The sequence below is a fragment of the Gilvimarinus sp. F26214L genome (assembly GCF_054401055.1).
In genome coordinates this window covers 290,099-303,016 of the sequence record NZ_JBTIYG010000001.1, presented here as the reverse complement: position 1 = coordinate 303,016, position 12,918 = coordinate 290,099, and the positions used below count along the sequence as shown (strand labels likewise).

Below are 12,918 nucleotides of genomic sequence, written 5' to 3'. Positions count from 1 at the left end.
GCGATTCACGGAAGTGAATCGCCGCCGTTCGTTTAGACAGGGGTAAAGAATAATGCGTGCATTTGTATTTCCCGGCCAGGGCTCGCAGAGCAAGGGTATGGGCAAAGAGCTCTTCGATCAGGTGCCTGAATTCCGTGAGGCCGAGGCCCGGATCGATGAGGTTCTGGGCTATTCCATTCGGGAGCTGTGCCTGGACGATCCACGGGATGAACTCAACCTGACTCAGTTTACCCAACCGGCTCTGTTTGTGGTCAACGCGCTGTATTTTTTTAAGCGTAAGGGGGAAGGGGAGCAGGCGGATTATCTGGCTGGCCATAGTCTGGGCGAGTACAACGCCCTGCTGGCGGCAGGAGCCTTTGATCTGGTGACCGGTGTTGAGCTCGTGCGCAAGCGCGGTGCGCTGATGGGCCAGGCGAAGGACGGCGGCATGGCTGCGGTGATCGGCCTGAGCGCCGAGCAGATCAACAAGGTCCTGTCGGACAATGACGACTTGTCCGGGATCGATGTGGCCAACTACAACTCTCCTGCCCAAACCGTGATTTCGGGACCGCTGCCGGAGCTTGAAGCAGCACAGCCCGGATTCAAAGAGGCCGGTGCGAAGCTCTACAAGGTTCTGCCGGTCAGTGCGGCCTTTCACTCCCGGTACATGCAGGCGGCGGCCGATGAGTTTGCCGAGTTTCTTAAGGGCTACCAGTTCAAGGCACTGGAGCGCCCTGTGATTGCCAACGTCACCGGAGAACCTTATCCCACGGAGAGCGCGGACGCGGCAATCAAGGAACTGCTGGTGCGGCAGATCTCCGGTTCCGTGCAGTGGACCCAGAGCATCCGCTACCTGAAAGGGCTGGGCGAAATGGACTTCGAGGAGTTGGGACCCGGCAAGGTGCTCACCAAGTTGATCAAGCAGATTGATTGACCGGCTGCGGTTTCAAGCCGGAAGTTCTGTCCTGCGTGCTCGCTTCGAGCCGCAGGCAGGACCCACGCCTCCATCGACGCAGCCCGAAGCAGGGCGGTGAGGTGAAGCACAAACCGGGACGGTGAATGGCGTGTGAAACTCAGATGACCAGCCGGCGCAAGGCCGGACTCTGCTCGCTGTGACGTGCCCAGAGCTGGTCGAATACCTCCAGGATCGGACGGACCTCCGGCCCCGCATTATAGTTCGCAAACCCCTGATATTCGCGCGGCTCATGCTGATAGAGCAGCTTGTCCCGATCGCCGATCAGGTAGGACTCGGCGTCGTTCTCCGGCTCAATCGTGAGCTTTCTTATCTCCACCTTGCTGCTGAGGCGTCGGGACAATTCCAGCAGGCGGTGGCCACGTTCGATCAGGGGATGGACCTGCTTCACCAGGATACGAACACGCGCGTTTCGATCACTGCGAGCCAGGGCCGAGATCGCATCGGCGAAACCGGCGTGATCGAAGAGGATCGGGTCCAGGGTGCCGCTCAACAGGACCATTTCGCGGCGCGCCCGGGTGGCGACCCGGAGGGCGTGGTGGGCGAAAGCCTCCACGTCCTCCAGAAGAAAAAGCTGCTCGTCGGTGTCGGACTGGCGCTCTTTCATCGGGGTTCCTGTTATACTTTTTTTGCCTGCTCGCCGGCGTTGCCCGTGTAATTCATTGGGCTCAGTTTGCGCATGGCCGCCTTGGCCTCATCCGGAACGTCCAGTTGGTCAATGAAATCCGCCATCACCGCTTGGGTGACTGCGCGACCGCGAGTCAGTTCCTTCAGTTTTTCGTAAGGCTTTTCGACGCCGTGACGGCGCATAATGGTCTGGATCGGCTCCGCCAGAACTTCCCAGGCCTCATTCAGATCTTCGTCCAGCCGTGCGACATTGAGTTCCAGTTTTCCGATACCCTTCAGAGTTGCCGCGTAGCCAATCTCGCTGTAGCCAAAGCCCACACCCATGTTGCGGAGTACAGTGGAGTCGGTCAGGTCCCGCTGCCAGCGGGAAATGGGCAGCTTCAGGGCGAGATGCCCGAAAAGGGCGTTGGCAATCCCGAGGTTACCTTCGGAGTTTTCGAAATCGATCGGGTTGACCTTGTGGGGCATTGTGGAGGAGCCGATCTCGCCTTCCTTGAGCTTCTGCTTGAAGTAGCCCAGTGAAATGTAGCCCCATACGTCCCGGTTGAAGTCGATCAGGATGGTGTTGAAGCGGGCGATGGCGTCGAAAAGTTCCGCCATGTAATCGTGGGGCTCGATCTGTGTCGTGTAGGGGTTCCAGCACAGCCCCAGACTTTCCACGAAGGCCTTCGCATTGGCTTGCCAGTCCACCTGCGGATAGGCGGCAAGGTGGGCATTGTAGTTGCCGACCGCGCCGTTGATCTTGCCGAGGATCTCCACGGATCGGATCTGCTGCACCTGCCGTTCCAGCCGGGCCACCACATTCGCCATTTCCTTGCCCACTGTGGTCGGGGATGCGGTTTGGCCGTGGGTCCGGGACAGCATGGGCTGGTCCGCAAACTGATAGGCGAGCTGGCGAATGGCGGCGACGATCGCCTCCTGCTGCGGTAGCAGGACTTCATCCCGTCCGGCCCGCAGCATGAGGGCGTGGGACAGGTTGTTGATGTCTTCGGAGGTGCAGGCGAAGTGCACGTACTCGTCCACGGCCATCAACGCTTCCGCACCGGCGTCGCGAATCCGCTCCTTGATGAAGTACTCCACCGCCTTGACGTCGTGGTTGGTGGTGGCTTCGATGTCCTTGATGCGCTGGGCGTCCGCCAGGGTGAATTCGCTCACGAGCCGGTTCAGCAAATCCTGGCTCGCCTGGGAGAATGCCGGGACCTCGGGAATGTCCGGGTGGGCGGCAAGACATTGGAGCCAGCGGACTTCCACTTCCACCCGGCGATGCATCAGGCCGAACTCGCTGAAGATGGGGCGGTAATTCCGGGTTTTGCTCCCGTATCGGCCGTCGATGGGGGCAATGGCTGTGAGCGCTGATAATTCCATAATGATCTGTCGCGTGTCGCAGTTGGGATGAAGGGCTGGAAAGGGCGGCATGATACCGGAAAGCCCGACGCTTTTCCCCTATGCCGCCACTGATGTCGGGCCGGGAATGTCAGAAATTCGGCTTGGCCTGTCCCAGTAGTTCGGTCGCCTCCGCCAGCAGGCGCTTGCGGTAGACGATGACGTGCCATCGGCGACCGCCGACCTGATGCCAGAGCATGGCGGAGCGAATCCCGGCGAAGAGCAGGGTACGCACCTGGTTGGCGACCCGCTGCTGTTGCAGGTAGGTTGCTTCGCCGCGCACATGAATACGGAAACGGAAGGTACTGATGGTGTCGGTGTACAGGTCCGCCAGGTTGGCTATGACGTTGTCGTGGGTGCTCTCGAAGTGTTCAGCCTGCTGGCGGGCCTGGGCGATTCGCGTGCCGATAACGGACAGCAGGTCGTTGCGGCCATTGAGCTTTTGCTGGAGGTGCATGATGCCGAGCATGTAGCGCAGGCACTGCTGAGTGGAATCCCGGCGCAATCCGCCAAGGCTGTCCACCATGGCCTGGAGCCCCAGCTCAAGCCGGGCCAGTTCACCTCCGTAGGTGGCCAGCGTGCTGGAGGGGTTTTGTTCCAGGAGGCTCTCCACGCAGGTGCGGAATTCCTCCTTTTGCAGGTAGCCGGTGGTGGCGAGGCGGTCCACCAATGCCGCGGCCTGGAAGATTCCTGCCAGTGCGATGGTGCGATTTTGCCATTTGCCGTTCAAAGTGGAGCCCCCTGGCTTTTATGATCCATGGGCAGCTGCAGAGTCCGGTGTGGACTCCGCGCCCAACCCCTGTTCGATGACCGCTCCACCCAGGCAGCGCTCGCCTTCATAGAACACGATGGACTGGCCCGGGGTAACCGCGCGCTGGGGCTCGTCGAAGCGCACCAGCAACTCGTCCCCATTCACAGTCACCTCACAGTTCTGATCGCTTTGGCGGTAGCGGATCTTGGCGGCACAACGGAGGCTGCCGGAATCCGGGGCCCCATTGATCCAGCACGCTTGCCGGGCAATCAGCGCCGGTTTGTAGAGTGCTGGATGGTCGCCCTGCGCCACCAGCAGGATGTTGTGTTCCAGGTCCTTGTCCACCACATACCAGGGAGCTTCGTTGGCTCCTTTAACACCGCCGATGCCGAGCCCTTGGCGCTGGCCGATGGTGTGATACATCAAGCCGCTGTGCTCGCCGACTCTGGCGCCGTCCAGGCTGCGAATCTCACCCGGTTGAGCGGGGATGTAACGCTGCAGAAAATCCTTGAACTTGCGCTCACCGATGAAGCAGATCCCAGTGCTGTCCTTCTTTGCCTGGGTCGCCAGGCCCATCTCTTTCGCCAGCGCGCGCACCTGGGGTTTGGTCAGTTCCCCGACGGGAAACAGCGAGCGGGCCAGGGCCCCCTCCGGCACCGCGTGCAGGAAGTAGCTCTGGTCTTTGTTGGAGTCGAGCCCTTTGAGCAGGTAGCTGCGACCGTCCAGGTTCTGGCGGCGCACGTAGTGCCCGGTGGCGATGTAGTCAGCGCCGAGGGTCAGAGCGTGGTCCAGGAAGGCTTTGAACTTGATCTCCCGATTGCAGAGAATGTCGGGATTCGGGGTGCGGCCGGCGCGGTATTCGGTGAGGAAGTGCTCGAATACATGGTCCCAGTAGCTTTCGGCAAAGTTGACCGTGTGTAGCTCGATGTCCAGTTGCTGAGCTACCTGCATGGCGTCCAGCAGATCCTCCCGTGCCGTGCAGTATTCTGTTCCATCGTCGTCGTTCCAGTTCTTCATGAACAGGCCTTCCACCTGGTAACCCTGTTGCTTGAGCAGCAGGGCCGCGACGGACGAATCCACGCCGCCTGAAAGACCAACAATGACTCGGGTAGGTTTGCTCATAAGAAATCGTACTGGCCGGGGGTTCTCCTTCAGCTTCCCAACAGTTCAAGAGGGAAGCGCTTGCCCGCGCGATAATCGCGGATCGATTGCAGCACCAGTTCGCTGCGCAATTCGTGCTGCTTCTGGACGATCTCCTCCTCCGACATCCAGACAGCCTCTTCAATACCCTGATCGATATTGTACTCGGGGTAATGAGCCAGGGGTTCGGCCACGAAACTGGTGCGAAGGTAGGTCACTTGATTTGCAGGCGAGGTAAACATGCGAATGCTCAGAACGGCACTGGGGCTTACCTGCCAGCGGGTTTCCTCCAATGTCTCGCGGACCACTGCCTGCAGAAGGGATTCGCCTTCCTCGAGATGGCCTGCCGGTTGGTTATAGACGAGTTGTCCAGTTTCCGACCGTTCGCGAACCATCAGAAAGCGGTTCTGCCGTTCCACCACAGCGGCAACGGTAACATGGGGGCACCAACGCATGAATCATACCTTCGATGTATCGCCGGCGACGAGGAGTCCGGCGCCAGGCAAAGTGCGCGAGTATAGCACACGGCCCGGCCCCGGCCGCCGGGACAGGGCCGCGCGGTTGGTCATCGCTTCGGCAGGTGCAGGACCTCGGTCCGCGACTCCCCGGGACGGAGAGAGTCGAGCGTCCATGGACCAATGCGATGGCGAATGAGGCGCAGAGTCGGATGGCCGATGGCGGCGGTCATACGCCGCACCTGGCGATTGCGACCTTCCCTGATGATGATCTCGAGCCAGCTCGTTGGCTGATTGGCGCGCTGGCGAATCGGCGGATTGCGGGGCCACACTGGCGGCGGATCGATCAGTCGAACCCGGGCCGGGCGCGTCATCCCATCCTTGAGCTCGACCCCCTGAGCCAGCTGTTGCAGAGCAGCGGTGTCCGGGCATCCCTCAACCTGAGCCCAGTAGAATTTTTCCTGTTTGCTGCGCGGATTGCTGATCCATTGCTGGACTTTTCCGTCGTCGGTGAGCAGCAGTAAGCCCTCGGAGTCCAGATCGAGGCGGCCTGCCGGATAAACGTCGGGCACCTGCACGTAGGTGGACAGGGTTGGGCGATCCTCCCGGTCCGTGAATTGACTGAGGACTCCGTAGGGTTTGTTCAGCAGGACAAGTTTTGCCACAGTTATCCGCTCTCCCTTGCACTCATGCTGTGCGGTAATCAATTGTCGGATATTAAGAACCAACGAGTTTGGCGAAATGGCTCAGATAACAATCCGCGGCGTCCAGTGGTATAATCCGCGCATCGCAACGCAAGTCGACAGGGGCCGGGAGCTTACTTCGCGCGCCGGTATTCTGTAAATTGAATCTTCCATTTGTCAGTGACGGAGAGTGTAATGGGGTACCAACATATTCAAGTCCCGAGTGAAGGCGAAAAAATTACAGTAAATAAAGACCATTCCCTGAATGTCCCCAATCGGCCGATCATCCCCTTCATCGAAGGCGATGGAATTGGCACCGACATCACCCCCGCAATGATCAAGGTCACCGACGCTGCTGTTCAGAAAGCCTATAACGGCGAGAAGGCCATTTCCTGGATGGAAGTTTACTGTGGTGAAAAAGCGGCGGATAAATACGACGGCAACTGGTTCCCCGAGGAGACTCTCGAAGCTGTCAAAGATTATGTAGTCAGCATCAAGGGGCCGCTGACAACTCCGGTCGGCGGAGGATTTCGTTCCCTGAACGTTGCACTCCGCCAGGAGATGGACCTGTTTGTGTGCCTGCGCCCGGTGCGCTGGTTCACCGGTGTGCCTTCCCCGGTCAAGGAGCCTGGCAAGGTCGACATGGCGATCTTCCGTGAAAACTCGGAAGATATTTACGCGGGTATCGAATGGCAGGCTGACTCACCGGAAGCGAACAAGGTGATCAAATTCCTGCGCGAGGAAATGGGAGTCAACAAGATCCGTTTTGCCGAGAATTGCGGCATTGGCATCAAGCCTGTTTCCGAGGAAGGCACCAAGCGCCTGGTGCGCAAGGCCATCCAGTACGCGGTCGACCAGGATCTTCCGTCAGTCACCCTCGTGCACAAGGGCAACATCATGAAGTTCACCGAAGGTGGCTTCCGCGATTGGGGCTATGAACTGGCAGCTGAAGAATTCGGCGGCAAGGAAATCGATGGCGGGCCCTGGCAAACCATCAAGAATCCGCGCACCGGGAAGGACATTGTGATCAAGGACGTAATCGCTGACGCGATGCTGCAGCAGATTCTGTTGCGTCCGGACGAGTACAGTGTCATCGCCACGCTCAACCTGAACGGTGATTATCTGTCCGACGCGCTGGCGGCCCAGGTGGGTGGTATCGGTATTGCCCCGGGGGCAAACCTCTCGGACACCGTGGCGATGTTCGAAGCCACCCATGGAACGGCGCCTAAGTATGCAGGCCAGGACAAGGTAAACCCGGGGTCACTGATACTTTCCGCCGAAATGATGCTCCGCCACTTGGGCTGGAACGAGGCGGCGGATCTGATCATCAAGGGAATGAGCGGCGCTATCGCGGCGAAGACGGTTACCTATGATTTCGAGCGACTGATGGATGGCGCAACCTTGCTGAGTTGCTCCGCCTTTGGCGACGCTGTAATCGACCATATGTAAGTCGCAGGGGTGCGGTGGCGGCACCGGGTCACCCGGTGCCGCACACAGATCCGAGCGCGATTGGCTCGAAGGAGAAGGGGTCAGCAGGGCTCCAGTTGGGAATTACTGCTCTCCACTTGTGGTTCCGGGCTAGCGGACTCTGCCTCAGGGGTCTGGATATTGGTCGCGTGAAGCCCCTTTCCGCCCTGTACTACTTCAAAAGTAACCGATTGCCCGGCTTTCAGAGTCTTGTATCCGTCCATAAGGATGGAGGTGTAGTGCACGAAGAGGTCTTCGCCGCCGTCATCCGGGAGAATAAACCCGTATCCCTTTGCGTTGTTAAACCACTTCACTGTTCCAGTCGGCATAGCTTGGATCCTTTCATTACCGTCCACCAAAAGCTCCGTTTCAGTTTCAGTGCTCCCCGTCCGAGCGGCTTGCGGCCGTGCGGCAGGTGAGCAGGCCCCTAACTGGTCTGGAGTAATCTGGCCCTCTGTGGACGCAAGTTTCTATTAGGCTATATTTCTTATAACTCGTAGAACTAAAGAGGAGGGCGCCTGAAGCTTTTCCTGATAGTTCAGAAGTTGTCCACCTTGTAGCGAACTCACGCTTTCATGTCAAGACCTTGATTGCCGGACCCTTGCCCAAAGATTGGGGTACACTGTCGCGGAATCGAGCCAGCCAGGAAGTTGTCAAACGAATCCATGGGTAATCTGCACTATAACCACCTGAGATCACACAAGGACGGCGAGCCGGAACATCCGGACTTCGACCGTGACGGAGACCTTGCCGTAGAGGAGGAAAAGCCCCGCCTCAAACGGCCACCGATGTACAAGGTTGTCATGCTGAACGACGACTACACGCCGATGGACTTCGTCGTCGAGGTGCTGGAAATGTTTTTCGCCATGGATCGCGAACAAGCGACCCGAATCATGCTCCAAGTCCATACACAAGGAAAAGCAGTGTGCGGTGTCTTCACTCGGGACATAGCCGAAACAAAAGCGGCACAAGTCAACCAGTATGCCAGGGATAATCAGCACCCTTTGTTGTGTGAGATCGAAGCGTCCGGTGAAGATGACGAGTAACGGATGGAGCCAAATTGTTGAGGTTTTAAAAGATGTTGAGCAAAGATTTAGAAGTCACCTTAAATCTTGCCTTCAAAGGTGCGCGTTCCAAGCGTCATGAGTTCATGACGGTCGAACACTTGTTGTTGGCGCTGATCGACAACGAGTCTGCCGCGCACGTACTGCGCGCTTGCGGAGCTGACCTGGCGAATCTTCGTAATGATCTGGTGGAGTTTGTAGATTCCACCACACCACTGATACCCGAACATGATACTGAACGGGAGACCCAGCCCACCCTGGGGTTCCAGAGAGTGTTGCAGCGGGCGGTTTTCCACGTTCAATCCTCCGGCAAGAATGAGGTCACCGGCGCCAACGTTCTGGTGGCCATTTTCAGTGAGCAGGAGAGCCAGGCCGTCTTCTATTTGAAGCAGCAGAGCATTGCCCGCATTGATGTGGTGAATTTCATCACCCACGGTATTTCCAAGATGGCCGGCCACTCCAATGGCAATATGGATTCGAGCCACGAGCAGCACGATGAAGAGGGGCTCCAATCCGGGGAGGGCAGCAGCCAGAACCCCCTCGAGGCCTATGCCACCAACCTCAACGAGGAGGCGATGCTGGGCCGTATCGATCCGCTGGTCGGGCGCGAGCTCGAGGTTGAGCGGGTGTGTCAGATTCTGTCTCGCCGTCGCAAGAATAACCCGCTCCTGGTGGGCGAGGCCGGTGTGGGCAAGACGGCGATTGCCGAAGGGCTGGCGAAGCGAATTGTGGAAGGCGATGTCCCGGAAGTGCTTGCCAGCAGTGTGGTCTATTCCCTGGATCTGGGCTCGCTCCTGGCGGGTACCAAGTATCGCGGGGATTTCGAAAAGCGTTTCAAAGGCCTGCTCGCCCAACTCAAGCGGCAGGAAAACTCCATTCTCTTCATCGACGAGATTCACACCATCATCGGCGCCGGCGCGGCGTCCGGCGGGGTCATGGATGCGTCCAATCTCCTCAAGCCCTTGCTGAGCTCCGGTGAATTGCGGTGCATCGGTTCCACCACGTTCCAGGAATATCGCGGTGTGTTCGAAAAGGACAGGGCGCTGTCCCGCCGCTTTCAGAAGATCGACGTGAACGAGCCTACGGCTGATGAGGCCTACCAGATCTTGAAGGGCCTCAAGAGCCGCTTCGAGTCACACCATAACCTCCGTTACACGGACAGCGCACTGCGCGCGGCGGCCGATCTGTCGGCCCGCTACATCAGCGACCGCTATCTGCCCGACAAGGCCATTGATGTGATCGATGAGGTGGGGGCCTACCAGCAACTGTTGCCCAAGAGCAAGCGCAAAAAGCTGGTGGGTGTTCAGGACGTGGAGCAGGTGGTCGCCAAGATCGCGCGAATTCCGCCCAAGAATGTTTCGTCCTCCGACAAGGAGCTGCTGCAGAAGCTCGACAAGACATTGAAGATGACGGTATTCGGCCAGGACAAGGCGGTCGACACCCTCGCCACGGCCATCAAAATGTCCCGCGCCGGGTTGGGCATTGCTGACAAGCCGGTGGGTTCATTCCTCTTTGCCGGTCCCACCGGGGTGGGCAAGACCGAGTTGTGCAAGCAGTTGGCGAAGGCCATGGGCGTGGAGCTGATTCGCTTTGATATGTCCGAGTACATGGAGCGACATACGGTGTCCCGCCTGATCGGCGCGCCTCCCGGCTACGTCGGTTTCGACCAGGGCGGTCTGCTGACCGAGCAGGTCACCAAGCATCCGCACAGCGTTGTGCTGCTCGATGAAATCGAAAAGGCCCATCCCGAGGTTTTCAATATCCTGCTGCAGGTCATGGACCACGGTACGCTGACGGACAACAACGGGCGCAAGGCCGACTTCCGCAACGTGGTACTGATCATGACCACAAACGCCGGAGCGGAAATGCTGAGTCGCCGTTCCATCGGCTTCACGGAGCAGGATCATTCCACGGACGAGATGGAAGCCATCAACAAGATGTTTACCCCTGAGTTCCGGAACCGTCTCGATGCCATCGTCCAGTTCGGTCGTCTGCCGCGGGAGGTCATTCGCACGGTAGTTGACAAATTTCTGGTGGAGTTGCAGTCCCAGCTTGATGACAAGCGGGTTCACCTGAGCGTCGATGACGACGCGCGAGAATGGCTCGCCACTCACGGCTACGACGAGAAGATGGGCGCGCGTCCCATGGCGAGACTGATTCAGGACTCCCTGAAAAAGCCTCTGGCGGAAGCGGTGCTGTTTGGCGAATTATCCGAAAATGGCGGTGAGGTCTTCGTGTCGGTGAAGAACGATGAACTGCATATCGAGATCGAATCGACCGCCGACAAGGCATCGTCGGATGGCGTGAAAGCCTAGTACCACAAAAGGCCGTTTAGGACAGCAAGAGCAGGAACCAAGGGCCGAACGCATGTTCGGCTCTTTTTTTTGAGTCGCCGCAGAACTTAGTCAGGGCGAGGCCGCGCTGAATGGATTCACGCGCCTTCCGGGCGTTGCATTCTCGTTTGTTTGATCTCGCTGATGAAGATCAGGCGTTGCGAGGAGAGGGTCGAGGCCCGGCCGAAGGGATCTCAGCGGGCGCGGTAGGTAATTCGACCTTTGCTCAGGTCGTACGGTGTCATTTCCACCTTCACTTTGTCGCCGGTCAGAATCCGGATGTAGTTCTTGCGCATCTTGCCGGATATGTGCGCGGTCACAACGTGCCCGTTCTCCAGCTTCACCCGGAAGGTGGTATTGGGCAGGGTGTCGATCACCTCACCTTCCAGTTCAATATGGTCTTCTTTCGCCATAGGTCGTTACTTCTCCAGTCATCCCGTCGTCAGGTTGTGGGCTCGCGTCGCGAGCAGCCGTGAATTGTGCCCTAAAAGCGGCTCGCTTCCAAGGTTCAAGTGGATTTCATGGTCGTGCCGGGCCGGTTCTGTCAGCGCAGAAGGGTCCAGCGGTGATTGATCAGAACCTCGAAGGGGCGATACTCGGACTTGTAGCTCATCTTGGGGCTCGCCTTGATCCAGTAGCCCAGGTAGACGTAGTGGAGACCTTCCTGTCGGGCGCGCTCAATCTGGAGCAGAATCGCGTAGCTGCCCAGGCTTCGGGAATGGAAGTCGGGGTCAAAATAGGTATATACCGCCGAGAACGCGTTGTCGATCTGGTCGCAAACGGCTACGGCAATCAGCCGATTCTCCAGCCGCATCTCGAGGAAGCGGGTGATTCCCCATTCGCTGGTGAGAAAGGTTCGGAACTGGCTGCGGCTCGGGGGGTACATATCGCCATCCCGGTGGCGTTCGGTGATGTAGCGGGCGTACAGCTCGTAGTGTTCGCGGCTGTCGATGGAGCCCACGTCCCTGATGCTCAGATCCTGATTGCGCTTCCAGCAGCGTTTCTGCCGGCGGTTCGGGCGGAACCCGGACACGGGGATTCGCGCCGGTATGCAGGCCTGACATGCGGCGCACTGGGGCCGGTACACGTGCCCACCGCTGCGGCGAAAGCCAAGCTCCGAAAGCTGGCGATACAGCTCGCCGTTCATGGGTTGTGCGGGATCGACGAAGACCGTCGTTGCGTCCTCCTCCGGCAGGTAGCTGCAGGGGTGCGGATGGGTGGCCAGCAGGCGAATGGACGACAGGTCAGTCACTTGAAGCCTCGACGAGCGGTATATTGGCCGGGTCCGAATCCCAGAGGCCGGTCCAGCTCCGGGGAGCTGGAAAAGCCGGCGAGTCCGCCCCAGTATAGTTGCGCAACAAGCCCTGGAAAACAGTTCGTGGCACGTTCTCGGCGCCCATGGACAAGAGATGCTCGCTCTCGATCTGGCAATCGATCACACCGAAGTTCCACTGCTCGAGCTGATGGGCCAGATGCACAAGGGCTATCTTCGAGGCGTTGCTGCATCGGGAGAACATGGATTCCCCAAAAAACGCCTGCCCGATGGAAACTCCATACAGGCCGCCCACCAACTCGCCGTTGCGCCAGACTTCAATGGAATGGGCGTGACCCAAGCGGTGGAGGTCTTTATAGGCCTGGTTCATTTCCGGGGTGATCCAGGTGCCGGACACGCCGTCCCGGGGTTCTGCACAGGCCGCTATCACCTGCGCGAAGCACTCATCAGCGGTGACCGTGAATTCCCGCCGCCGGAGGACCTTGCGCAGACTGCGGGAGATGTGAACTGCACCGGGACGCAGGATCGTGCGTGGTTCCGGGGTCCACCAAAGGATGGGTTGGCCTTCTTCGTACCAGGGGAAAATACCCTGCCGGTAAGCTTCCAGGAGGCGGGCAGGGGAGAGATCGCCACCTGCGGCAAGCAGGCCATTCGGCTCCGGCAGAGCCTGCTCGGGCGGTGGAAACTCCAGGCTGTCGGCAGCGAGCCAGGGGAGGTGGATCATTTCACGGCAGACTGGATCGTATGCGGGGCGCCGCGCCACTCGGCGTGAGAGGGCGGCGCGCACATG

The 12,918-nt window shown here is 59.0% G+C and carries 14 protein-coding genes; 4 read left to right on the top strand and 10 right to left on the bottom strand.

The window, feature by feature from the left end; translation table 11 throughout:
* Positions 1-52 precede the first annotated feature (52 nt).
* Complete coding sequence (gene fabD, locus ACURWW_RS01250; RefSeq protein ID WP_445615197.1) at positions 53-913, top strand: ACP S-malonyltransferase; 861 nt, start codon at positions 53-55, stop codon at positions 911-913.
* 139 nt (positions 914-1,052) lie between these two features.
* Here the strand turns inward: fabD and ACURWW_RS01245 are convergent, their stop codons facing one another.
* The 6 genes from ACURWW_RS01245 to ACURWW_RS01220 all read right to left on the bottom strand — a co-directional run bounded on the left by ACURWW_RS01245 (position 1,053) and on the right by ACURWW_RS01220 (position 5,973).
* On the bottom strand, positions 1,053-1,559 hold the full coding sequence (locus ACURWW_RS01245; protein WP_445615196.1) for a DUF7931 domain-containing protein: 507 nt from the start codon (positions 1,557-1,559) through the stop codon (positions 1,053-1,055).
* Between the two features lie 11 nt (positions 1,560-1,570).
* A complete protein-coding gene (purB, locus tag ACURWW_RS01240; RefSeq protein WP_445615195.1) occupies positions 1,571-2,944 on the bottom strand; it encodes an adenylosuccinate lyase in 1,374 nt (457 codons plus the stop codon).
* A gap of 109 nt (positions 2,945-3,053) precedes the next feature.
* On the bottom strand, positions 3,054-3,692 hold the full coding sequence (gene hflD / locus ACURWW_RS01235; protein WP_445615194.1) for a high frequency lysogenization protein HflD: 639 nt from the start codon (positions 3,690-3,692) through the stop codon (positions 3,054-3,056).
* 18 nt (positions 3,693-3,710) lie between these two features.
* Positions 3,711-4,835 (bottom strand): tRNA 2-thiouridine(34) synthase MnmA, encoded by a 1,125-nt coding sequence (gene mnmA / locus ACURWW_RS01230; protein ID WP_445615193.1) that lies wholly within the window; start codon positions 4,833-4,835, stop codon positions 3,711-3,713.
* A gap of 29 nt (positions 4,836-4,864) precedes the next feature.
* Positions 4,865-5,308, bottom strand: coding sequence for an NUDIX hydrolase (locus tag ACURWW_RS01225; RefSeq protein ID WP_445615192.1), 444 nt, complete (start codon positions 5,306-5,308; stop codon positions 4,865-4,867).
* A 110-nt stretch (positions 5,309-5,418) separates the two neighbouring features.
* Entirely contained in the window at positions 5,419-5,973 is a 555-nt protein-coding gene (locus ACURWW_RS01220) for a pseudouridine synthase (RefSeq protein WP_445615191.1), read from the bottom strand.
* A gap of 213 nt (positions 5,974-6,186) precedes the next feature.
* Here ACURWW_RS01220 and icd point away from each other — a divergent pair, with 213 nt between their 5' ends.
* The gene (gene icd / locus ACURWW_RS01215; protein ID WP_445615190.1) at positions 6,187-7,440 is read left to right on the top strand and encodes an NADP-dependent isocitrate dehydrogenase; all 1,254 of its coding nucleotides are present in this window, start codon (positions 6,187-6,189) and stop codon (positions 7,438-7,440) included.
* Positions 7,441-7,520: 80 nt separating this feature from the next.
* On the opposite strand, the gene ACURWW_RS01210 is transcribed toward icd, so the two are convergent.
* Positions 7,521-7,787, bottom strand: a complete 267-nt coding sequence (locus ACURWW_RS01210; protein ID WP_445615189.1) for a cold-shock protein — start codon at positions 7,785-7,787, stop codon at positions 7,521-7,523.
* A gap of 336 nt (positions 7,788-8,123) precedes the next feature.
* On the opposite strand from ACURWW_RS01210, the gene clpS reads away from it, so the two are divergent.
* Entirely contained in the window at positions 8,124-8,504 is a 381-nt protein-coding gene (gene clpS, locus ACURWW_RS01205; protein ID WP_445615188.1) for an ATP-dependent Clp protease adapter ClpS, read from the top strand.
* A 32-nt stretch (positions 8,505-8,536) separates the two neighbouring features.
* A complete protein-coding gene (gene clpA, locus ACURWW_RS01200; protein WP_445615187.1) occupies positions 8,537-10,837 on the top strand; it encodes an ATP-dependent Clp protease ATP-binding subunit ClpA in 2,301 nt (766 codons plus the stop codon).
* Positions 10,838-11,049: 212 nt separating this feature from the next.
* On the opposite strand, the gene infA is transcribed toward clpA, so the two are convergent.
* The 3 genes from infA to aat form a co-directional block, all read right to left on the bottom strand.
* Complete coding sequence (gene infA, locus ACURWW_RS01195; protein WP_445615186.1) at positions 11,050-11,268, bottom strand: translation initiation factor IF-1; 219 nt, start codon at positions 11,266-11,268, stop codon at positions 11,050-11,052.
* Positions 11,269-11,399: 131 nt separating this feature from the next.
* Entirely contained in the window at positions 11,400-12,107 is a 708-nt protein-coding gene (locus tag ACURWW_RS01190; protein ID WP_445615185.1) for an arginyltransferase, read from the bottom strand.
* A complete protein-coding gene (gene aat, locus ACURWW_RS01185; protein WP_445615184.1) occupies positions 12,100-12,852 on the bottom strand; it encodes a leucyl/phenylalanyl-tRNA--protein transferase in 753 nt (250 codons plus the stop codon). Before aat ends, ACURWW_RS01190 begins: the two co-directional genes overlap by 8 nt.
* Positions 12,853-12,918 lie beyond the last annotated feature (66 nt).